Origin of the sequence: Enterococcus sp. AZ163 (assembly GCF_050498925.1) — a bacterium.
GTDB lineage: Bacteria > Bacillota > Bacilli > Lactobacillales > Enterococcaceae > Enterococcus_A > Enterococcus_A ferrettii.
Genome location: NZ_JBIPAO010000005.1, coordinates 13,154 through 37,047, shown reverse-complemented (window position 1 = coordinate 37,047; position 23,894 = coordinate 13,154). Strand labels below are relative to the sequence as shown.

Below are 23,894 nucleotides of genomic sequence, written 5' to 3'. Positions count from 1 at the left end.
GAATTTAATAAAAGAAAAGTAATGTCATTTATATTCGTAGAAAACATGCTTGACGATTATTTGATTCGGCGGTATGCTTGATGCGAATTAGTTTCCGCTTCATTTGCGGAAATAGGGCAAGTGAAACATAAAAAACCGAAAGGCACAGCAAATATGGAGTTGGTAGCTCCATGAAACAAATGCTGTTCGCAATAGAGTAGGTATTGCGTTAACCCTTCGGCGGCTATGGATTGCTCCACGCCAATTGTCATTATACCAAAGTTTAGGTGAAATAGTGAGAAGAACCTTTTTTCAGTGTGCCTTTTATGGCTAAATTTCTCTTAAATGTAGGATGTAATGCAGAAAAGCGTGGCGATTGTAATCGTAGTTGTTCGAAAAGAGGGGGGACGTGGTATATAACTACGTCCCCCCTCTTTTCGTTTTTTTTTGGAAACTAGTTCACCTAGGTTGAAACTACGTAGTGAAACTGATTAGCTTGTCAATCAGTAACGCTACTATAGGCAAAATGGTACTTTAAAAGCGTGATTGGGTCAATATATAACCGCTTAATAACAAGTGTTTCTCATAAAGCTTTATCACTAAAAAGGATTTGAAGGGAGCGGAAAGAATGATCACTCGGAAAATTAGTATTGAAGATATTGGCTATTATGGCTGCCGAGTTACTGTTTTTGACGAGCTAAAACAATCAATTGATTTAGGTGATCGAAAACAGAAACGCTGGTTTACTGCACACTATCGGATCAAAGGGTTGCAGGCAGAACGTCTGCAAGAACATTATGTTGCTAAAAAAAAGCAGGTAGTGGTAACTGAAACAGTCTCAATAAAAGAAATCTATCCAAGGATTAAACATGTTAACGATGCGGATGGGGTGCTGATTGCTCGAAGAATTGCGCCTAATCGACCACTACTGGTTACAGCAAAAGGCATGAGTAAATTTTTAGTCATGGAACAGTAAATAATTCAATACTTCTCTTTTTTCGCTTGCTTGAAAATGTTGTGGATCAAGCAAGTAACTTGAAGAGTCAGCGGCAGCAGCTAGTAAGGCTATAAGTTGTCAAAGTCTTGGCGAATGAGTCGAGAACCTGGGCAGCTTTTGATAGGTGGTATCAGAAAAGATTGGTCACACTAAGCGAACACTAATTGTGAAAGTTGATGAAATGAATGGCTGCACTAAAAGTAGTCAGTAAACAATCAAGGGCATTGTTTGAAGAAGCAATCAATAGCACCTAGGGGTATCAGAGCAGCTACTAAGGTTCCTAGGTTTTGACGCACACTTGGAGAAAGACCAAGCTGGCTTTTCGTAATGGGGAAGCGCATAAGCAGTAATGCTATGTCGTGAGCTGCAATACATATAGGCACTTGCCTTTTCGGGAACGAATCGGCATTTACCGCTGTCTATTAGAGTTTCTGGTTACGGACGCTATAAACCAGTCGGGTAAGGTGATTACTTTTTTAGTAAGCGAAAAAAGAGAAGTTATTAAACAGTGAGTGGAGTATATTCTTTGCTGCATGAATTGTAAGTATAGAAGGAGGAATGGATCTGTGAAGATTTTAGTGTTAACAAAAAATGTACTTGCTGAAAAGGAAATACAGCAGCAATTGCAAGAGTTGGATCACGAGGTTTTTTGTTCAAGTAGCCTGTTTTACAAATTGATGAACGGGCAGGAAATCAAGGCTATTGAATACATCTTTGATACAGTGATACCAGGAGTCACAATCACCAATTTAGAAGTAGAAAAGCTTGGAGAATTGATTGGTGGGATACAGCTGGAACAAGTGCCTATTGGACTATCGAAGGATCAGCTAAGAGAAAAATTGTATTTAGCCGAAAAAGAGGCAAAAGCTGGTCAAGCAGATGAATCAGCAGAACAAACAGAATTAGTTCAAGATCGATTCATGAAACATTTAAGTAAAAATGAAAGTATCTTGTTTCAGTTGCTCTTAGCCAATAAAGGAGTACCTGTTTCACGAGAAGAAAGTTGTCGGGTATTGTGGGAGTGTGAGCCGACAAACTCTTGTTTGTCACAACTTTCTTCTCTGAGCAAACGTCTGCGACAGAAAGCAGATGAATGTAAGGTTGGTTATTCTATTCAATCGTTGTGGGGTAAAGGCTACGTGCTGAATGCACACCGATGAAAAGTTAGAGTAACGAGGGGACACCTACTATTAAAAGGGGGCACACCAATTGCCTACGAATAAACCAAGAATCAAATTGGCATTGTCAGAAGATTGTCTAAAAAAATTAGACTGGTTGGTTGAGGAGCGTCAAAAGAAGACAACTAAAAAAGTCTATCCTTGCAAAATTGTTCAGGAATTAATCAACAACGAGTATACGATTCGGCAAGCGTTCAAATAGTATGAAATTGTCAGAATCGACCGTTATTCAATCATAATCAGTATGAATCGCTAATTGAAATAGTATATACTTTATGTAATGTTCTCAATTTGGAGGAGATAATTTATGGAAAAGAAACGGTACAAAATGTACAAAAAAGGGAAGACTTGGTTAGTAGCGCCTATTGTATTTTTCGGGCTTCTAGGAGTTGGCGGTTTAGCGGTTCAGGAACAAACAGTTCATGCGGCAGAAGCAACAGTAGAAAAGCCAATTGTAGAAACACCGCCCGCTGGTGCAACAGAAATTATAGGCTCGCACGAAGGTGCTGGCGAAATAGTTACAGAGGACTCCAAGGAAACAGTTCTGCCAGAAACACCAGTAACAGAACAACCAACTGTAGAAACACCTGCTCCGGAGGAAACTACAGAGGAAGTACCAAAAAATGAACAAGAGATTCCTCAGACAGAGGACAAGAAGGAAGAAACGGTCGATCCTACTACTGTTGATGAATCGACTGAAAAAGCTCCAGATACTACTGTAGAAGAAAATGAAGTTCCTGTTGAGAAAGATAAAAGTGATACAGCGAATAAGCCATCAGAAAGTAAAGAAATTTCTGATAAAACGACTTTAAACCCATCTACAAGCAACACGAAGCCGGCAGCAACTCCAGCAGTAAAAGCGGCAGCTCAAGCACCAGTGGTACCTAAGGCAACTCCGAAAGCTGAAGCGACAATTCCAATTTATCGAGTGTACAACCCGAACTCTGGCGAACATCTACATACGATGAATGGGAACGAAAAAGACTTTTTGGTAAGACTTGGCTGGCGTTATGAAGGTATTAGTATGCGTGTCCTTGGATCTGGTAGAGAATTGTTCCGAGTGTATAATCCGAATTCTGGTGAGCATTTCTTTACATTAAATGGAGCTGAACGAGATCAACTCAAATCAGTTGGCTGGCGTTATGAGGGGATTGCCTGGCATACACCTTGGTCGGGATTACCAATGTATCGAGTGTATAATCCTAATACAAGAGGTGCAGGCGCACATCATTACACAATGGATGCTAATGAACGAGATTCTTTAACTCGTGCTGGCTGGCGCTATGAAGGTATTTCTTGGCATACACTAGGAGGGGCACAACCGATTGCTCCAGTGGAACGAATTTTATCCGTTCCATATGTCAGTCAATATGCGCCAGTGTTCAGTCCTTGGGGCTGTGCAGGTGCTGCAATGACTATGTTGCTACGATACAAAGGAGCCAATGTTGATTTGAAATATGTTCAGGATAATCTACCAATGTATCCAGGTGATAAAGGCGGGCAAAAAGGAAACGTATATACTGGTGCAGGTTTCGGCTGGGTAATCACGCCAGGATCATTAACAAATTATGCTAAACGATGGTATGGCAATGTATCTAATATTACTGGATCAACAACTCAATCAATTGTAGATCGAATTATAGGTGGCAATCCAGTGCTTTACTATGGTTATTCCTCTTATCAAAAGCAGGGAGACACTGTGCGCAACCATTGTAAGGTAATTGCTGGGTATAAAGATAATAAATTTTTAGTGCTTGATCCTTTGTACTACAGCTCAGGTTCTGGAGCTGGAACAGGCGGAAAGAATATGGCATATGATCGTGGTGCGACAGCTTGGGTATCCATTACAGACTTTGTAAAAGAGTGGGACGGAAGAGCGATCGGGATTAAATAGAAAAGGAGAAAATGAAATGAAAAAATTGAGATTAGGTAAAATAATTTTTGGTTTGGCAGCGACAGCAGTTGTAAGTGGTGCAGCGTTAGTAAGCGCAGAGGGAGCAGATGCAGCAACTCTTTACCGGGCCTACAACCCGAATACTGGAGAGCATTTGTACACCGCAAACGGGAACGAGATTCCGTTCGTTGTTAGTGCCGGTTGGAAAAATGAAGGGACAGCATGGGAAGTGCCATCCAAAGGTACTCCGGTGTATAGAGTGTTCAACCCAAACAATGGTGGAGATCACCACTACACGTTAAACTACAACGAAGTAACTAATCTGCAAAATGCCGGTTGGAAATATGAAGGCATAGCATGGCAAAGCGGCGGTTCTACTCCGGTTCACCGACTGTATAACCCGAATGAAAAAACAGGAACTCACCACTTCACGATGGATGCAAATGAAAAAGATGCCTTAGTTAAGGCAGGCTGGAAATACGAAGGTGTTGCAATGTTCAGCGGTAGTGATCAACCCACCACTCCTACGACACCAACGGAGCCATCAAAACCAAAAGACCCAACGATTGTTAGTGGCTGGGTAGGGAATACCGGAAAAGTATTCCAAACTTATTCAGAAGCAAATCAATATGGTAGAGCAGAGTGTTTGAAAGAGGGAAGCCAATATTCTAGATGGGTAAATATTACTATCGTATATTCTGATGGAAGTGAAAAATACTCAGTATCTCTTTACGAAGAATAAAACTAAATAAGATTGATGATAGGAGACCAAGAATCAATATTCTTGGTCTTTTTTGTTGTTAGGAGAAAAATACATGGGAGATAAAATTCGTATACGATCACCGTAATGTAAATCGGTGCAATTGTCAGGTGGAAGGAACTGTCTTTCCATCTTTTTTTATTTTGAGAGATAAGGAGATAATAATTATGAATAAATTGAAAAAGCTTGCGGCTTCCCTTATGCTATTGTTCACTTTGAGTGGGCAAATCGCACCCACCGTTCAAGTATTTGCGGAAGCAGCAAGTAAAACAGAGATTTCAAGCAGTAGCATTGCTGAAAAAGAGGAGAAGGAAACCAAAACAATTAAAGAAACGTCTCCAACTAAAGAAGCGACTGAAAGTGTGTCTACAGATGAAGACGTAAATAGTGAGAAGCCGGAAATAGGTGAAAGTCAAAATTCTAACGATAGTCCAAAGATAGAAGAACCCGAAAAAGTTGAAAAAATGGAAGAACAAAAAGATGTAAATGAACAGCTGGCTAGTGTTTTGAAAGAATATGGTTATTACATGACAACTGATGGTAGATTCCTGTCATCAACGAAAGAGAGTGTACGTGATAACTGGACTGAGTTTTTAGGAAAAGTTCAGGGATTACAATCAGAAAATCGAATGGCTAGACAAGCATTGTCTATTGTTCCTTTTGCTGGAACAACTATCTTCGTAGATCAAAATTATTCAATTCCAACAGCATCTTGGGACTATTCAAATGGTATTCACGATCAGGGATTTTATGCAAAACGTGATGCAGCGGGTAATATTTTATGGTGTGTCGCACCAGGTAATCCGTTGAATTTTGGACCAAACGATGGTTTTACACCAGAAGAACGGAATCAACAAAATTTAGTGATTGCTAGTTTAATTGCCTATTGGGGATATGAAACTCAGCCATCAGTTGAGAATGCTTTTTATACGGAACGTCATATTCAAAATATGGGTGCTGGGGTAGAGTCAAGTAATATTCAAGACCCATCGGGTAGAGTCAGTCAAGCAGGATTTAATGCCTGGGTACAAGAAACAAATCGCAAAATCAATTCTTATTTAACAAAACCAAGTTTTAACAATAATAGCTATACCATGAAAAAAGGGGAAACTCTTAGAATTGATGATACAAACAGTTCTTTATGGGCATACCAAGTTGCTACCAACAGTGCAAATCTTAATGTTTCAACGGATGGAAACACGCTTGTATTAAAGGCGACAGGTGATGTAAAAGACGGATCAATTCAACTGGAATACAATGTACCCGATTCTTATAAAGGTGCTACTTTAGTTTATCGCCACCCTTATTCCCAAGAGTTGTTACATTGTTCAATCAGTGATCCCAATATTACTAGACTAAATATAAAAATCCAAAAAGAAGGGAATTTATTACTAAAGAAAGTCGATGATACAGGAAAAGCTATTGCAGGTGCTGATTTTAATTTAATTGCTGATGGGAAAACAACGAAAGCGACAACTAATACCAATGGTGAGTTATCAACACCAAATTATAATGTAGGAACTGTTGTACAATTTGAAGAAACGAAAGCTCCAGCTGGACACTACATTGATCCTGCAACATCTAAAGGATCAGTGACCATCAAAGAGGGGACAAATACAATCAAAGTTACGAATCCTCGTTTTGCTAACTTAACTCTTATCAAGAAAAATGATAAAGGTTTAAACTTGGAAGGTGTTAAATTCAAATTAAGTTATGACGGTAAAGTTCATGAAGTAAATTCTGACAAGGATGGAAAAATAGTCGTCAAAAGTTTGAAAGCTGGGACAAAAGTAGATTGGGAAGAAACAGCAACTATCGAAGGTCACTATATTGATCCAGCAACCTCTAAGGGGTCTATTACGGTTAAATCCGGTGAAAATGCGATTGATGTAACGAACCCACGCTATGCGAATCTAACGTTGCACAAGGTTAATGACAAAGGTGAAGATATGGAAGGTGTTGTCTTCAAGTTTAAAGCCGGCGATAAAGAATTCGAAAAGAAAACCGATAAAAAAGGAAACATCACGTTCATTAATGAATTCAAAAATGGTACGGTTGTGGCATATGAAGAAATTAAGACACTCAAAGGACACTACATTGATCCAGCAACAGCTAAAGGATCGATCACTGTCAAATCAGGGGATAATGCAATCGAAGTGAAAAACCCTTGTTTAGACTTCCTTATTTCTTCTCAGGCAACCAACAAAGATGGCGCTAAATTTGTGAACCCAGCCAAAGGTCAAGACTTAAAAGACGAAGTAAAAATTGAAGCTAAAAGTGCACCAGTTGGCGCAAAACTACGATTAACATCTAATTTTGTTGAATTTGGCACAGGAAAAGCCCTATCTGAACAGGATATGAAGACGGTTGAAGAATTTGAGATCCCAGAAGGACATTCAACGTTTGTTCATGCGATAAATAATGAATTTGATGCAACCGGCTTAAATGGGAGAAAAGGAGTGTACACACAAGTTCTTGACTACTTCAATCCTTCTACCAATGACTGGGAAGAGGTCGCACGAGCAGATGATGTAAACGACGAAAGCGAAGCGATTCAAATCGTAGAGCCGAAAATCAAGACGAAACTCTTCTTCTTTGATCACAAAGAAAACGAAGTAAAATTGACTGATCCACTTTCTAAAGTGAAAGGGTATGATTTAGTAGAGTATGAAAACCTAATTTCAGGGGAAACATACACCTTGGACTTAGCGATGATGGTTCCAAGTGGTGAAAAATTTGTTGATCCATTAGGTAAAGAAGTAAAAGGTCAAATCGTTATTGTTGCTGGAGTAGATGGAGAAATCACATCAACAATTGATGCACAAGAATACTACAACAAAAAAGCAAAAGAAGATGCGGATAAGGACACTGACAAGGAAGGCGAGAAAGACACCGACAAAGAAGTACCAAAAGAAACTGACCAGAAGGACAACAAAGAAGCAGATAAGACACCGGACGAGGACACTGGAAAAGATACAGATAAGGAAGGGCAAGAACCGCAAGAGGTTCAAACTGACTTTTCTGACGTCAAGCCAGTTACTTTAGTTAACGGATCTGTGAAGGTTCCTTTTGAAATTAATCTATCTGAAATGGCTGGGAAAGCAGTTGTCGCATATGAAGTATTATCAACGAATGATACACCAGTTACTGATCATAAAGACCCTAACAACAAAGACCAAACGGGTCACATTCGGAATCCCAAGCTGAACACGAAAGCTCTTGTGAATGGTAAAAAAGAAATTACCGAAGATGGTAAACTTGTCCTAGAAGATGAAGTAGAATATTTTGATTTGACCCCAGGTGTTGAATACGAACAAGACCTTGTATGGATGGTTAAAAATACCGGTGAAGCTCTGAAACTGAAAGAAAAAGAGGTTACCGGAACAATCAAATTTACACCAGAAAATGAAAATGGCAAAGTTACCGTTAAAGTAGAAATTAACGGAAATGATTTATTTGAAAAATACGGTGATTTGGTTGATTTAGTTGCTTTTGAAACAACTAAACGTGACGGTGAAGTGATTACTGAGCATAAAAACATTAATGACATTGGTCAAACGGTCCGAATCATTAGACCAGCAACACCAGTAGTACCAAAGACAGTAAAAACATTGCCACAAACAGGAGGAACACTAGGCAACTCAGCAACTTGGATCTTCTTAGCTCTTGTCTTAGTGACAGGTGCTATTTTTGTTTTTATCGCAAAAAATAAAAATAAGGAAGAAAGCAAATAAGCTTTTTTGATATAAGCGCCCTATTTAAGGGCGTTTATTCTTATGTGTCCTGTTGTATTCAAAGGAGGTTGTCGTGAAAAAAATTGTTAAGGTATTGCCTGGCATATGGCTATTTTTAGGAATGCTGACGGCAGGAGCTGGTTATTATGGGTATCGTCTGTTGCTTAATGATCCAAGCGACACTCAACAACAGACACACCAAATACTAAAACCAGCAGAGACAGACGAACAGCGCAATAAAAAAAATGAACAAGCAACGTTTGATCCTAATGCTATTACACCCGTGACACCAGGAGATTACGCAGAAGCGCAGCTTCATTATGAAACGATTGTTGATCAGTATGGCGTAGGAGCGATTTATATCCCTAGTGCTGAGCTTAAAACGAAGATTTTAGCAGGTTTATCGAATCAGAACTTAATGGTAGGCGTAGGTACCTATCGAGAGGATCAAAAGTTAGGCGTAGGAAATTATGCCGTGTTTGCACACAACTTAGTCCAGGGTGGCGGAGCGTTGGGAAGATTATCCAATGCAGCAATGGATTCTACTATCTATGCGACCGATTTTTCACGTATTTACGAATACAAGGTGATCCTTAATCAAGTGGTCGATCAGACAAGGGGAGATTTACTTGACGAGCCGACAGATTCACCCAAACCAGTGATCACTCTTATACGCTGCGAGGGCGGATTAAATACGACTAAGCGAGCAGCCGTACAAGGAGAATTTATCGGGATGTATGCTGCTAAATATGCTGACAAATCAGTACAAGAAGGTTTAGGGCTAATCCATCAGGTAACACCAGCTGCAACAGAACGAGCGGCAGAGAATGGTTCAGAAGAACAAGAAACAAGTACCACAACAACAGCGGATTTGAATCAGTCGTCTAAGCAGCCGCTTAATCGAACAAGATATAGCTGGCTGCAACGTGGTTGTATTCGTATGTTCCAGGTTATCTCTAACGATGATGTATTTTTAGTTGGAGTGATTACTTATGCGTTAGTTATGCTTTATTTGACCGCAATTAATATAAAAACAACGAAAAACGGAGGAAACTAATCATGGGAATTCTTTTGGCATTTGCGTGTGGGACATGGTTTGGTTTTGTAATAATGGCAATACTTGCTGCTGGAAAGATTGATGATATGCAATCTGGCAGGGATAAAGTTCTAATTCAACCAGCCGATGAAGAGTTAAAAACGAGCATAGACTAATTCATTCTATCAAATTGTCTGTTTGCGAAGTTTTGTAGGAGCCTTTTTTGACCAAAAAATTAAGAAATATTTAGAAGCGATTGTGATAGGAGCAGAAAGTGAATATCTTTTGTTTAGCTACAGCTAAATAAATCTCTATCGGGGGGATCATAATCTAATTAAGATTATTGATCAGCAGCTGCCAGTTGAAGGAAGTATCGTGACATTAATTAACAAGAAAACATCTTCTTAAAGGAATGGTAATAATGGATTTAATGGGTTATCTGGAATCGAAAATAATTTACTTGTTTGTTGCCAGTTTAGGTATCTTTGAGATCATATTGTTTGGAGCAATGAGTTTTTATGATTCATTGGCGGATAATAGTTTTTTAAAATGGTTAATTCCAGTGATAATACTTGCAGTACTTGCAATAGGATTAACGTTGCTACCGATAGTTTTAAATCACAAGAATTGGCTGATTCTACTTTTGCCCATGATTATTTTACCAATTACTCTAACAATAGTCGTCGAGGTGATCAAAAAATATTCAATAAAGAATAAAAGGCATAAGTGATTTCACTCATGCTAGTTAAAACAAGAAAGGACGAATGCAGTTGAAAAAAATATCTAAGCTTATCACCGCTTTGTTGCTGTCTTTCCAAGCGTTCTCTAGCTTGCCTATAAATGTTCTAGCAGAGGAACAGCCACAAAAAGAATCAATTGAACAGGTAGAAAAGCACGCAGAAGAGAACGAAGCCACTAAGACGACGGGAACTAGCGAAACAAGCAGCACCACTGAAAGCAGTATGTCTAGCAGTGAATCAAGTACCAGCTCTAGCAGCTCCACTAAGGAATCCTCTACTAGCACAAGTACAACAAGCAGCAGTGAGACGATAACGACCAGCAACAGCCAAACAATCGCTAGTTCAGAAGAGCCTAAAGCAGATGATCCAGCCCCTCAGACAACAGAACCAACGAATGAACCACAGGTAGAAACACCAGCGCCAAAAACAGAGGTAGCAGCCGCCGCTCCAATCGAACGCTTGGTACCAGATAGTCATGTGATTGCAGACGGTTCGATTCACTTTGAAAAAAACGAATCGGTGGAAAGTTTTATTCGCAAAATTGGCGAACCTGCACGAAAAATAGGACAGGAAAAAGATTTGTATGCGTCAGTCATGATCGCACAAGCGATTTTAGAGTCTGCTTCGGGATCAAGTGAATTAGCCCAGGCACCAAACTATAACCTGTTTGGAATTAAAGGCACACACAACGGAAAAAGCGTCTCATTTGCGACACAGGAGGATTTAGGCAACGGGAATCTATATGCTACCCAAGCAGGATTCCGAGTATATGAGAACTACGAGGATTGCTTTAATGACTATGCTACTTTGCTAAAAGAAGGATTGACAGGAAACAGTCATTTTTACCAGGGTGTTTGGAAGGAAAATGCAAAAACTTATCAGGAAGCAACCGACTATTTAACAGGGCGGTATGCGACAGATACGCAATATAATCAAAAGCTGAACGGGCTGATAGAAACGTATGAGCTAACCGAGTACGACAAGGCAGTAGAAGGCGTTGAGATCAGCGCTACAGGTTTTGCGGTGCCCGTAAAAAATTATGCTATTAGTAGTCCTTTTGGTTTGAGAGGTGGGGAATTCCACAGGGGCTTAGACATGGCAGCAGCCCAGGGCGAACCTATTTATGCGAGTAAGTCCGGTAAGGTTTTAAAAGCAGAGTATCATTACAGCTGGGGAAATTATGTTGTGATTGAACACAACGGCGGTATGACGACCTTATATGCACACCAATCGGAATACCTGGTCAAACCAGGTGATCAAGTAGAACAAGGACAATTAATTGGTTATGTCGGAAGTACCGGTAATAGTACCGGCAGCCACCTACACCTTGAAATGTGCCAGGATACTAGTTTGTCACAAAGTAAATTGTTGGACCCACACAAGGTTCTATTCGGTAACTAACATTGAAACAAACAACGATAAAAAGGATCATTATACGTATGTGAAAGACACTCGATCAGTAAAGCGCTGATGGGGTGTTTTTTTTTGTTAGGAGGTGAAAAGATGATTCAAAAAATGGAGGTAGAGCCTGCTACAACGCTGTTTTTGGTATTAGAAAAGAAGTCAGTAAATTTGCTGTTTGATCAAAAGGGCTACCTGTTAAAAATTGGTATCAACGTAAACAAATTTGTTGAACTAACCGAAAATAAATCAGTGACAGAAGATTCAATTTTTCATGTAAAAGACATTGTTTTATTAACAATGAACAATCATAAAACACGCATTCCGGTTAAAGCCCATGGGAACCGAGGTACCTGGCATAAAGATAAAGTATTTCAAAAAAATGGCTTTTTCTTTGAAGTAGAAAAGGGGGTGAAAATTCATACGTCCGCTTTACGTTACCGCTAATCTTCGTCTAAACAAAAAATAATAGGAGGATCAATATGGCAGTAAATGATGAAAAGGTTGTAGAAGTGATCATGCGGTCAGAAAAAGATATGTTTCGCTTACTCACTAAAGCAATGATGGCTGTAACGAAACAATCGACTCACACAACCTTAAAAGGAATTAAAGTAATACAAAACACCGGACAACAACGATTCACAAATCTAAGGAAACAAAACGCAACCCTGGAGCACGTCGATGTCAATCAGGAGGATTTAGCGGCAATCAAAGCAGAATTGAAGCGGTATAAGGTAGATTTTGCTATCGAACACAATCAGGAAACCGATAAAACTCATGTTTTCTTTAAAGCACAGGATAGAGATATCATCAATCTTGCGTTAGAAAACGTCTTGATCAAGTTCAACGCTGATAAAACCATCGAGCAGGAGCAGCCAACGAAAGACGCTGCACAGGAACAGAACCAAGAAAAGAATCAGGATCAAGAAAAGGAAAAAACGCCACCTACCAAGGAAAAAACAGATGCTGATCGGACACGAGAGACGCAGCAGCCGAAAGATCAACAGGTAGAAAAGAAAAAAGAGTCACTTACAAAGAAGCTGGATAAGTTTCAGGAAGAAGCGGACAAAATCAATAAGGACCGCAAAAAAGAATTATCAAAAAACAAAACGAAAACGAAAGGCAAAGAACGATGAGAATAAAGCCCTCTTCGTTTGCTGTAGCGCTCTTGGTCACATTAGTAACATTCTATATTGCTGCACGTTCAGCGCTGATCTATGGAGTGCTGAAAGCGACAAATGGTGATACTTTTGTTGCTGTTATTTCTGAAACTATGAACCAGCTGCTTCCAAGTCTAAAAGCGACGCCGCTTTACTTCGAATTTACGCAGCAATCACTATACTTCGGCGGTGCCTGTGCGCTGCTGGTATTCATGATCTTTATGTACCAGCTGACGAATTACAAAAACTACCGGCATGGGGAAGAATATGGTAGTGCTAAGTGGGCGGAAAAGTCTGAAATAAAGCCTTATGTAGACAAAGAATATGATGAAAATTTACTTTTTAGTGCTACTGAACGCAAGACGCTAAAGACACAATTAAACGGAAAAAAGCGACAATTTGAACGGAATAACAATGTGACAGTAGTAGGAGGTCCAGGATCAGGGAAAACAAGGTATTATGTCATTCCTAATCTGTTACAGATGCACAGCAGCTACGTAGTGACGGATTCAAAAGGGGCTATTTTAAAAGATACAGGAGAGTTGTTTAGAGAAGCTGGTTATCAAATTAAAATTTATGACTTAGTGAACCGGATGAACACAGATGGCTATAATTGTTTCCACTATATAAAAGATGAAGATGGCATTATAGAAACAGTCGCCAATTTAATGACCAATACTTCCGATCCCAACCAACGTGGAGGGGATAAGTTTTGGGACGATGCTCAAAAGTCTTTTCTGTGTGCGATTTTCCATTTGCTGCTGCTCGAAGGAAGTCCAGAAGAGCAAAATTTGACCACTGTTAATATCTTAAGACGGAGGAATAGGGTATCAGAAGATGATGAAGAATCTGTTTCAGGCTTGGATTTACTTTTTAAAGATTTAGAAAAGCGGCATGGTGATTGTTTTGCAGTTCGTCAATACGCTAACTTTAAGCAAGCAGCAGGTAAAACAGCTAAAAGTATTCTTATTAGCCTAGGTGTTCGTTTAATGCCATTTGATGTACCAAGTATTGAGAAGATGACACAGTTTGATACCTTGGAACTTGATAAAATCGGTGACAGAAAAACGATTCTTTATTTAGTGTTACCCGATTCAAATTCACCGTTTAACTTTATAGTCAGTATGATTTACCAGCAACTTTTTAAAACATTAAAAGACAAAGCCGATAATGTCTATGGTGGGCGGTTGCCTGTTGACGTTCGAGCAATTATGGACGAGTTTGCAAACATTGGTCAAATACCAGACGTTCACACGGAAATAGCTGTTATTCGAAGTCGTGGGATTTCAATCGATGTGATTTTACAGGGATTAACTCAAATCAGTAAAAAACTATACAAAGATACTTGGGAAGCAATCGTAGGAAACTGTGATTCTTTTTTATTTTTAGGAGGAAACGAGGAAGAAACCAACAAGTATATTTCTAAACGCTTAGGGAAAGAAACGATTGATTTACTCAATACAAACGAAACACGAGGGAGTTCCGGTTCCTGGACAAAGCAACATTCAAAGGCAGCAAGAGATTTACTTGCTCCCGATGAAGTTGGACGAATTGATAATACAAAGTGCATTTTTATGTTGCGAGGAGCCAACCCGTTTTTCTCAGACAAGATAGATTTGACGAAGCACAAACGGTACAAGGAATTTGAAAGAACGAAAGGGACATTTGTTTTCAAGTCCTTACAGGCAATTTCGAAGGAAGAAGATCCGTCTCATTTATCCCCCGAACAGGATCAACTACATTCACCAGACGAACAGGAAAAAGAACTAGATGAATTTTTAGCGAATACAGCGGTTGAAACATTCGAAATACACGAAGAATTCGACCAGCTGCTTGATGAAGAACTTGAAACAATTGAGATTACAGAAATCGAAAGCGAGGAATAGAAGAATGAGTTTATTTAATCAGATTTTAGCATTAATTACACAGTTTGCGAAGATTGGGGGCGGTTTGTGGCTTTTGTGGGGAGCGGTTGTAGCTGGCGGAGGTATGAAAGATCATAACGGACCTCAGATGCAGTCAGGTATTTGGCAGATTGCAGGCGGGGGCTTAATTTTGGGAGCAGCAGCACTGTTTTCTTCAATCTCTGGTTTGTAGATACAAAAACCAATCAGGAGGGAAATAAATGGATGCAGCACTAGAATTTTTACTCACTTGGATTATAAAAGTGATTAGTTTCAGCACCAATAATAGCCATTTAACAGCTTCTTTAAGCGGTTTTAGTCCAGCTCTATATAAGTACGCAAACTTAATCCTGGATAGTGTCATGAAGCCAATCGGTTACAATATTTTAGCGCTTTTTATCGTGTATGAACTGCAACGGATAGCATTGAAAGTTGAGAGTTCTTCTGGTGGATCGCCGCATTTAGGTTTTGAAATGGTGATGAAATCTATGATAAAAGTAGCTTTTTGTAAGATTGCAATGGACAAAATTAATGTAATTATGGGGGCTATTGTTGGAGTCACAACCTATATGACGAAAGAAATTGAAGCACTTAATTTCGACAGTTCACAGGTTGAAAAGGCGCTTGATGTGAAGGAAATTTTAAAGCCGTTAGCAAAGGAAGGAACAACCACAAAAATGGGAATTTTTATCTTGCTTGTGATGGCGCTACTAGTCACGATTGGATCGGTCATCATTGTGCAGGCAATTGTCAGCATGAGGTTTGTTGAAATGTATGCGTATCTATCTGTATCGCCTATTCCGATAGCAACATTTCCGAGTGATGAATTCTCGAACATTGGGAAAAACTTTTTAAAGCTGTTTTCTGCGAGTGCTTTGCAGGGAACCCTCATATTCATAACGATGCAAATGTATCCGTTCCTGTTGGCTACGGTGTTTAAAGATATTGCAAATGGCGGTTCAGGCACTGAGGTATTTTTAAACTCATTGATTGGCATACTGGCAAATAGTGTCATTTTAGTGTTTGCAGTAATGGCAACCGGACGCTGGGCGAAGTCAATTACCAATGCGATGTAGGAGGTGGAGAGTAGATGGCAATAAAAGTGAAAGTACCAAAAGAAATCAAAGAATACCGTGAGCGTATTATCGCTGGTATGGGGTGGCGGCAACTAGCAGCTACCGCCGTTTCTCTTTCCGTAACTGGTGTTTTGGTATATTTTGGTCACTTCAAAAAAGGCATTGAAGTTAATACGCTAGGTAATGTGGTTATTCTGACTGCTATGCCGCCGATGGCTTTTGGTTTCATAAAAGTAAAAGGAATGTATTTGGAACAGTATGCAAAAATCGTTTTGCGCTATTACAAAAAAGAAGCGATTCGACGCTTTCAAACGAATGAGAGGGTAAGTATGAATGTTCACACCAAAAAACGATTCGAACGGATCAAAGAAACTGAAAAAAGATAAAAATACTAAGAAGGTTCTAAAGGTTCTTAGTAAGCAAAAGAAAAAACGAGGGATACGGCAGCGAAGAAATGCCCCACCCAAAACGAGTCAACATACACTTGCCTATCGACGTATGTTAGAAGACGGACTATGCGAAATTAGAGAAGGCGTGTACTCCAAGACGTTTAATTTCACAGATATAAATTATGCAACAGCTGGACAAGAAGAACAGGAAAATACCTTTAGTTCTTATTGTGAATTATTAAATAGTTGCGATGGTGAGACTAAGCTACAGCTTAATATCATCAATAAGAATAAAGACCGCAAAGAATTTGAGCAAGAAATGAAGTACGAACTTCAAAATGATGGAAATGATGAATATAGAGAAGAAATGAATACGATTCTTCTAAATAAACTTGCAGCTGGAAATAGCAGCTTAGAGAAGAAAAAATATTTTACAGTTACTCAATCAGGAAATCAATTTGATCAAGTTAAAGCTTCATTGAATCGGTTGCAGGATGAATTGATCAGTCAATTTGAAGGTATGGGATGCGAAACAAAAGAATTAACTGGACTTGATCGTCTTGAATTAGCCAACCAAATTCTGAGACCAGATACCAAATTACATTTTGATTATGAAGATTTATTATTTAGCAAATTGACAACCCATTCAGCGATTGCCCCAAACAGCTTTAATATGAAATATAAAAAGCATAGGTTTATGATGGGGGATCAATATGCGCAAGTTCTTTATTTGCGAAATTATCCACCAGAATTGTCTGATAAGCTGATAGCGGATATTACTGATATCCCTTCTAGTCTTGAAATTGCGGTACACATTGAGCCAATCAATCATTTAGATGCTCTTGAATTAGTCAAGAGAAAATTAACCTATATGGAATCGCAAAAAGTAGATGAACAAAAGAAGGCACTAAAATCGGGTTATGATCCTGAAATGATTCCACCGGAGCTTAAACGCAGCTTACACGAAGCGGAGGATTTGTTGGATCAGATGCAGGAAGATAACGAAAAATTGTTCAATTTCACGTTCTTGGTTATGTTGGCTAACGAAAACGAGCAAGTACTTGATGATCTTATTGAGCAAGTGATGCAAACGGGACGAAAAAACAACTGTGAATTTGGCAAACTGGACTACATGCAAGAAGAAGGTTTAAATTCTATTTTGCCTTGGGGAGAAAATTTCGTACCAATTCAGCGAACACTAACTACAGCGAGTACAGCGGTTTTTATTCCTTTCACTGCTCAAGAATTGACACAAGAACATGGAAAGTACTACGGACTCAATGCTGTAACTAAAAATATCATAAGTCTGGATCGTAGAATGTTGTCTGCCCCGAACGGATTCATATTTGGAAAATCCGGAAGTGGCAAATCCTTTGCGTCAAAAAAAGAAATAGTCAATATTTTGCTGAACGAACCGGATGCAGAAGTTATTGTTATTGATCCTGAGCGAGAATACTCAATATTGGCAAACGAACTCAATGGTGAAATTATCCGTATTGCAGCAGGATCACCAAATCACATCAATTTGTTTGATATTAATCAAAACTATGCCGATGATGATGATCCGGTGTCGTTGAAAACCGATTTTGCTCTGACCTTGTGTGATCTACTAGTTGGTGGAAAACTTGGCTTGAATGGTACACAAAAATCGTTAATTGATCGGGTTTGTTCCTTGATGTATCAAGAATACTTTGAGCGAGGAGGGGAGATGCCTACTTTTAAAGTATTCAGTGGTTTGTTAAAAGAGCAGCCGGAACCAGAAGCGAAGCAGCTTGCTTTGCAACTGGAATTATACACGGACGGATCGCTTTCGGTATTTTCTCATGAGACAAACGTGGACATCAATAATCGTTTTGTTGTATTCGATATCAAGGACTTAGGCAAGCAGCTTAAAACGATGGGTATGTTGACTGTGCTAGACCAGGTTTGGAATAGGGCGACGAGAAATAGAAGTTTAGGAAAAAGAACCTATCTATACATTGATGAGATTCAACTGCTCGTAACGAATGAATATGCAGAAGCCTACTTCTTCGAACTATGGAGTCGTGCCCGTAAATGGGGAATTGTTCCAACGGGAATTACACAAAATGTCGCTACCATGCTTCTATCTGCCAATGTGGAACGTATGCTTTCTAACAGTGACTTTATCATGATGTTGAATCAATCAAAAACAGATCGTAGAAGGCTAGCAGATTTGTTACATTTGTCCGCTCGACAAGAGAGATATCTTACAAATGCAGCTGAAGGCGAAGGCTTACTTTGCGCTGGTAATGCGATAATTCCTTTCTACGATGATTTTCCTAGAGATACAAAGCTGTACAAAATGATGTCCACAAAAATTGATGATGTCTACAAATATCAAAAAGAGGAAGAAGCTGGTTAGCTCCCTCCTTTTTATTTTGGGGTGATGAAGATGGTGAAAAATCATGCCGATAAAATTATACGTGCGCCGGATAAAAAGAGTAAAAGCTCCTACTTGTTAAGCCAGGCAACGGATCGACATAAAGGAAGAATTGTCAGTAAAGATCATTCAAACAAACAGATCAAAGGTTCAACTGATAAACGGATTAAAAAAGGCAAGAATCGCAATCTGATCACAGGTGAGGAAAAAGACCGAACAACGTTAAAAAGTAAGCAAAGAAGGTTACAAGACGAAAAAAGGGCAAAAGATAAAAGGCTTGGAACGAAACAAGATCAGGATTCGGCAAAAGGAGAGAAAACATATAACTCTATTGATGCGTTAAAAAGAAACGAGCGCTTGAAGCAGCAGAGGGATAAAAAAGATAAGGAAGGGAAAGACAAAACAAGGGAGAGCGTAGGAGAGCGTACCGAAAGCGACAATGATTCTTCAAGTAACTTAGACAAGGAAACAACGGATCACGACAGCAGGTCAGCAGGGAAAAAGAGCAGTTTAAGCGGTAGAAGAAGCATACTTGATCGAACAGCAACCGTTGCGTTTGACGTTCTCACAGATGAAATGATGGACGCTGCGGGTGTGTCAGATAGCAACGGTGTTAGAGAAGCGAAGCAGCTACGACGAGGGGCTAAAAAAGGCGCTGCTGCGTATCGTAAAACAAGGTGGGGAATCACTCGTTTAAAGAAGACGTCACGGACTGTCAAACAGTCAGCTACAAGAACAGTAGCGTATGCAAGGGCGCTCGCTTCTAAGCAAACTGTGAAGCTAATCGTTGCTAAAGCAGCTGCACCAGCTGCGGCAATTATGATGATCTTAGCCTTAGCTGCTACTGTTGTTGCCGGAGCATCATTTTTAAGTTTCGGTACAGGTGATTGTGAGACGCAAGCCACTAGTACTAATATCACCTCAAAAAGTCAGGAAGAAAACGCAAAAGCTATTTACGACTTTGTAATGACTAATGTTCCTGGTGCTACACCGCAAGGTGTTGTCGGAATGATCGGAAACTTTCATCAGGAATCACAGATGGACCCAGCAGCAATTGAAGATCGTAGCAAACCCTTATCCGGACACGGAATTGCTCAATGGACGAGGGATCGTACAACGAATCTAAAGAATTTTGCGAAGGAAAAAGGGAAAGAGTGGTCAGATTTAGGTCTACAGTTAGACTTCTTACTGTATGAACTAAATGGATCTGAAAAAGCGTCAGTAGCAGCTTTAAAAATGACGAACGTAGAAGAAGCGACAGCAGCCTGGCAAACTCTTTTCGAGAGAGCCGGTGTCCCGGCAATGGGGAACCGCTTAGCATTTGCGAACGAATGGTATGCAAAACTAAAAGATACTGATCCTATGTCGTCCTCTGCTATGTCAACGGCAGCTGATGGCGAGCTAGGATCGCTTCTCTGCGGTGAAGGTGGCGACGGCGGCGAAATTTTAGATGTAGCGAAAGGTTGGCTAGGTTGGTTCTACTATGTACAAGCTCACCCTTCGCCAGATTTAGGCGATTTAAACAATCCTAATAAAAGCGGTGGCACGGATTGCTCTGGCTTTGTATGGCTCGTGCTAAATAAGGCTGGTTACAATGTTCCGCCAGGTATGCAGTGGTACACGGGATCGATGGCAAGTGATGCGAAAGGCAGCAAGCAATACTTGAAACAAATTAGCGAGAGTGAAGCAGAAGCAGGGGATATAGTGATCGTGAACCTGGGGGCTGGCTTATCAGACGATGGTCATACGGCTATTCTGGTAGAAAAATGGCATGGCTTGGAAACAAAGATTATTGAAGAAGGTGGCGGCAAGGACAGCGTAAGCTACGGACAAGTGAATACGTCATTTGGCTATCTATTGAATGGTGGAGATGTAACGCTGGCACGTCCAATCAAAAAGGGGGCACCAGTAGATTAAAAAGGTGGTAGTAAAATGTTAGACAAGCGAAAAATCATTACTATTTTTGGTGCAGTTCTATTTGCTGCAACTATGGCTTTTGGATTATTCAAATTCCAAAAAACAATTGACTCACAAAAGCAACTGATCAGTAAGTTGTCAGAATCTAATCAAGAGTTAAACCAAGTAAACAAAGAGGTTCGAGGGAAATACACGAAGCTTGTAACACAGAATGCGGAAAGAAAGGGGGAAGAAAACGAAACGTTGCAGCCTGCTGATCCTATTGAGTCGGAAGAACCAGGCTACGAAGAGTTCGAGAAGATTGTGAACACTACGTATCAAGAGCTTTACAACTATACTCCTGAAACATATGAGCAGCGCAAGGACAAGGTAAAAAACTATTTGTCTGATGATCTAATGAAGACTTATTTTGGTAACAAGGGCACGTTCGGAGACGCTGCGAATAATGAATCGAAATTGACTAAAGCAAGTGTTTACCATGATGAAATGAAAGACAATCAGATCCAAGGGATCGTTGTTGCACGTTATGAAAGTAGATATGTCAGTGAATACGCAAGTGGTGAGTTTTTCAAAGGAATGGAGCTTTACGAGATTACTTATGATTCAGCAGAAAAGAAATTGACCCACATTCAAAGTTTAGGTAGTGGTTTCACAGGCGATATGCTGAACTAGGAGCGTGTTTGATGAAGAAATCAAGTAAATATATCCTGATTGTCGTATGCAGTCTTATAACGGCAGCAAGCAGCTTAGTTGTTCATATGAGCTATACGTTCCATCGTTCGATTTCTATTGAGCTTACAGCTGACAGCAACAAGACAATTTTCTTTTACCGTGATGATTGTTCAGATTGTAAGAAGGTTTTTCCTATTGTCTATTTTAATCGGATAAGTAACAAGAACGTTATTCTTGTGAATATGAATAATCCTACAAATCGAAAGTATATTAGCAAATTCGAATTAAAGTCTGTCCCTACGTTTGCCAAAGGTGACAATCAGTATGTTGGAATCGACCAGGAACAAGTGAAAAAAATTTTAAGTAGTGAGTAGGTGAAAGTATGGCAAAAAAAACAGTTGAAGAACGAATTAGTAAAAAGAAAACAGAAATTGAACAGCTGCAAAAGCGTATTGATGCTGATAACCAAAAATTGAAAAAACTAAAGGGAGAGTTAGAAGTTCTTGAGACAAGTCAAGTGATGACAATACTTGAAGACTTCAAAATGTCTCCCGATGAACTAAGAAATCTTTTAAGGACACAATCATATTCAGCCTTGAAAAACGCTAATACTCAGGTACAATCAAGTCAACAATAAAGTGAGGAGTTGGCTCATTGATCTGTCTGAGACGTACTATATCCGTATTAATTGCAATCCCTTGTTTACTAATAGGGATTGTGTGTTGGCTAGTTGGCTTAATTTTTACACTTGCAGGAGTAATTATCAAAAAAATAGGATCATGCTTTTTAGGAGTGTTCTCGCTCGGCGTCATATGTGTGATTGGTTTTTCAATTCATGAATTATTATCACCTCATACAACTGATGATATGCATGCGATATTTTCAACTATAGGTATTTCTTTAGTAATAATGCTGGCAGTTATTTTTACAGTTATCTTAGCTGGCAGTGTAAGCATAGTCTTAGTCAAATTGAGTGGTGAGATAATCAGATTACCCAAAAAATTCTGGTACTAATAAGGGAGGTGAAAATCTATTGTTCAACAGAAAAAAGTCGTACATGACATTCACGATGCAAGAAGGGATTTCCTTTCCCCAAGAAGCAATAGAATTATACGAAGCCCTTGCTTTAATTGAGCAGGAAAACAAGAAATTACTCGATTCCGGAAATCAAGGTACGGTACAGATCACCCTCTATAACAAAAAGAGACAGATCCAATTGCGGCAAGTTTTATCTTTGCCAATCAACAATAAAATTGAGGAAGAAATTGCTCGTTTAATTGATGCAGCAGAAACAACCAATCAACCACAGAAGAAGCAGACGAATTTTAAAAAAAATTCCGCTGCTTCTTTTTTGTCCAATCGTGGGAAATTATTTAACGTGCTAACCGTGATAAACACGTTTGCAGCTGCTGCAATGATTTTGCTTTTCTTGTTTAACGACACAAGTAAACCAAACATTCAAACTACTAGCAGTAAAAGTGAATTGACTATTGAAGAAGTTGAGAATTATCAGAATGATCGGCAAGGTATTGATTTACTAAGCCGCTTTTTTTTACCTAACTACTATTCGGGAAACAAAGAAAATATCCGAAACTTTTTAGACAACCAAACGTTCAAAAAGTCTGAGGTGACAAACGGGCAAGTGCAATCAGTTCTTGCAGAAAAGTTAGTAAAGAAGGGAGACAAATACCAGGTTTCTTATGTGCTGCTTGTTCAAGATGATCAGCAAAAAAGAAACGTCCGGATCACGTATACGGTAAAAAAGGACAAAGACGCAAAGTATAAATATTTGATTATTACGGAACCAAAAGAAAGCGAATATCCATAAATCTATTCAGAAAAGGAAGATGAATACAATGAAAAAAATCTTAGTCGTAACCTTGTTTAGCACTTTAATACTAGGAACGTCGGGAGTAACAAGTTTTGCAGCAGAAGTACAACAGGATCAACCGATAGCTATAGTGCCATTTGAAATTACTGATCCGACTGATCCTTCTGTTCCACCAACGCCCGATCCTGATCCAAACCCAACACCAGACCCTGATCCAAATCCTGATCCGAATCCTACGCCGGACCCTGATCCCGATCCTGATCCAAATCCAACACCGGACCCTGATCCCGATCCTGATCCAGGTCCAACACCAGACCCTGATCCCGATCCTGATCCAGGTCCAACGCCAAACCCTGATCCCGATCCTGATCCGAGTCCAACGCCCGATCCTGATCCGATGCCTAAACCTGATCCGACACCAACACCAAACCCTGATCCAAAACCGACACCAGGTGATCAAAATGGAGGCAAGGGAAATCAAACAGCTAACAATCCAACACCGTCGCCTGTAAATACCAATCCGACACCCCAAGCACCTGTATTAACAAGCGGAAATCAAACAGTAATTGCAACCGTAGACGGGAATCCTATTGTGCTGCAAGCCGACGGATCAACTAAAACAGTAACGCCTGAGACAATCGGAGCTAGGGTTCAAAAAGATGGATCACTCGTGATCAAAGACAAAGAAGGAAATGAGAAAGTTTTACCTAAAACTGGTGAGAAAACTAGCGGTGCATTAACAACGTTGGGAATGATGATTGTCAGTTTATTTGCGTTCATTTTGAAACAGAGAAAGGAAGTTTCTGAGTTATGAGTGACTTAGGA

The 23,894-nt window shown here is 39.6% G+C and carries 23 protein-coding genes; all 23 read left to right on the top strand.

Features of this window, described 5'->3' with window-relative positions:
- Positions 1-607: 607 nt before the first annotated feature.
- The 23 genes from traE to IGI46_RS25035 all read left to right on the top strand — a co-directional run bounded on the left by traE (position 608) and on the right by IGI46_RS25035 (position 23,883).
- Positions 608-955 (top strand): type IV conjugative transfer system protein TraE, encoded by a 348-nt coding sequence (traE, locus tag IGI46_RS25145; RefSeq protein WP_010760202.1) that lies wholly within the window; start codon positions 608-610, stop codon positions 953-955.
- A gap of 587 nt (positions 956-1,542) precedes the next feature.
- A complete protein-coding gene (locus IGI46_RS25140) occupies positions 1,543-2,136 on the top strand; it encodes a helix-turn-helix domain-containing protein (RefSeq protein ID WP_010760201.1) in 594 nt (197 codons plus the stop codon).
- Between the two features lie 49 nt (positions 2,137-2,185).
- A complete protein-coding gene (locus IGI46_RS25135) occupies positions 2,186-2,356 on the top strand; it encodes a hypothetical protein (protein WP_010760200.1) in 171 nt (56 codons plus the stop codon).
- A gap of 105 nt (positions 2,357-2,461) precedes the next feature.
- Entirely contained in the window at positions 2,462-4,048 is a 1,587-nt protein-coding gene (locus IGI46_RS25130; RefSeq protein ID WP_429974549.1) for a C39 family peptidase, read from the top strand.
- A gap of 16 nt (positions 4,049-4,064) precedes the next feature.
- On the top strand, positions 4,065-4,790 hold the full coding sequence (locus tag IGI46_RS25125; protein ID WP_429974548.1) for a hypothetical protein: 726 nt from the start codon (positions 4,065-4,067) through the stop codon (positions 4,788-4,790).
- A 185-nt stretch (positions 4,791-4,975) separates the two neighbouring features.
- Positions 4,976-8,542, top strand: coding sequence for a VaFE repeat-containing surface-anchored protein (locus IGI46_RS25120; RefSeq protein ID WP_429974547.1), 3,567 nt, complete (start codon positions 4,976-4,978; stop codon positions 8,540-8,542).
- Between the two features lie 73 nt (positions 8,543-8,615).
- Complete coding sequence (locus IGI46_RS25115; RefSeq protein WP_429974546.1) at positions 8,616-9,599, top strand: class A sortase; 984 nt, start codon at positions 8,616-8,618, stop codon at positions 9,597-9,599.
- 2 nt (positions 9,600-9,601) lie between these two features.
- The gene (locus tag IGI46_RS25110; RefSeq protein WP_169833657.1) at positions 9,602-9,754 is read left to right on the top strand and encodes a hypothetical protein; all 153 of its coding nucleotides are present in this window, start codon (positions 9,602-9,604) and stop codon (positions 9,752-9,754) included.
- Between the two features lie 245 nt (positions 9,755-9,999).
- Positions 10,000-10,308, top strand: coding sequence for a hypothetical protein (locus IGI46_RS25105; protein ID WP_429974545.1), 309 nt, complete (start codon positions 10,000-10,002; stop codon positions 10,306-10,308).
- Positions 10,309-10,348: 40 nt separating this feature from the next.
- Entirely contained in the window at positions 10,349-11,719 is a 1,371-nt protein-coding gene (locus tag IGI46_RS25100) for a peptidoglycan DD-metalloendopeptidase family protein (RefSeq protein ID WP_429974544.1), read from the top strand.
- A 102-nt stretch (positions 11,720-11,821) separates the two neighbouring features.
- A complete protein-coding gene (locus IGI46_RS25095) occupies positions 11,822-12,166 on the top strand; it encodes a hypothetical protein (protein WP_429974543.1) in 345 nt (114 codons plus the stop codon).
- 35 nt (positions 12,167-12,201) lie between these two features.
- Complete coding sequence (locus IGI46_RS25090; RefSeq protein WP_429974542.1) at positions 12,202-12,855, top strand: DUF3801 domain-containing protein; 654 nt, start codon at positions 12,202-12,204, stop codon at positions 12,853-12,855.
- Entirely contained in the window at positions 12,852-14,765 is a 1,914-nt protein-coding gene (locus tag IGI46_RS25085) for a VirD4-like conjugal transfer protein, CD1115 family (RefSeq protein WP_429974541.1), read from the top strand. The genes IGI46_RS25090 and IGI46_RS25085 overlap by 4 nt, the downstream gene beginning before the upstream one ends.
- A gap of 4 nt (positions 14,766-14,769) precedes the next feature.
- A complete protein-coding gene (locus IGI46_RS25080; protein WP_429974540.1) occupies positions 14,770-14,976 on the top strand; it encodes a hypothetical protein in 207 nt (68 codons plus the stop codon).
- A 28-nt stretch (positions 14,977-15,004) separates the two neighbouring features.
- Entirely contained in the window at positions 15,005-15,859 is an 855-nt protein-coding gene (locus IGI46_RS25075) for a hypothetical protein (protein WP_429974539.1), read from the top strand.
- Between the two features lie 14 nt (positions 15,860-15,873).
- Positions 15,874-16,245, top strand: a complete 372-nt coding sequence (locus IGI46_RS25070) for a PrgI family protein (RefSeq protein ID WP_010760224.1) — start codon at positions 15,874-15,876, stop codon at positions 16,243-16,245.
- Complete coding sequence (locus IGI46_RS25065; RefSeq protein ID WP_429974538.1) at positions 16,193-18,631, top strand: VirB4-like conjugal transfer ATPase, CD1110 family; 2,439 nt, start codon at positions 16,193-16,195, stop codon at positions 18,629-18,631. The genes IGI46_RS25070 and IGI46_RS25065 overlap by 53 nt, the downstream gene beginning before the upstream one ends.
- Positions 18,632-18,655: 24 nt before the next feature.
- Positions 18,656-20,566, top strand: coding sequence for a phage tail tip lysozyme (locus IGI46_RS25060; RefSeq protein WP_429974537.1), 1,911 nt, complete (start codon positions 18,656-18,658; stop codon positions 20,564-20,566).
- A 15-nt stretch (positions 20,567-20,581) separates the two neighbouring features.
- Positions 20,582-21,238, top strand: a complete 657-nt coding sequence (locus IGI46_RS25055) for a hypothetical protein (RefSeq protein ID WP_207702646.1) — start codon at positions 20,582-20,584, stop codon at positions 21,236-21,238.
- An 11-nt stretch (positions 21,239-21,249) separates the two neighbouring features.
- Positions 21,250-21,612: a thioredoxin domain-containing protein gene (locus IGI46_RS25050; protein ID WP_010760220.1), complete on the top strand. Its 363-nt coding sequence runs from the start codon at positions 21,250-21,252 to the stop codon at positions 21,610-21,612.
- Positions 21,613-21,620: 8 nt separating this feature from the next.
- On the top strand, positions 21,621-21,875 hold the full coding sequence (locus IGI46_RS25045; RefSeq protein WP_429974536.1) for a hypothetical protein: 255 nt from the start codon (positions 21,621-21,623) through the stop codon (positions 21,873-21,875).
- 420 nt (positions 21,876-22,295) lie between these two features.
- Positions 22,296-23,066, top strand: coding sequence for a hypothetical protein (locus IGI46_RS25040; protein ID WP_429974535.1), 771 nt, complete (start codon positions 22,296-22,298; stop codon positions 23,064-23,066).
- Positions 23,067-23,094: 28 nt separating this feature from the next.
- Positions 23,095-23,883 carry an LPXTG cell wall anchor domain-containing protein gene (locus IGI46_RS25035; protein ID WP_429974534.1) on the top strand — a complete coding sequence of 263 codons (789 nt, stop codon included), beginning with the start codon at positions 23,095-23,097 and terminating at the stop codon, positions 23,881-23,883.
- Positions 23,884-23,894: the final 11 nt, after the last annotated feature.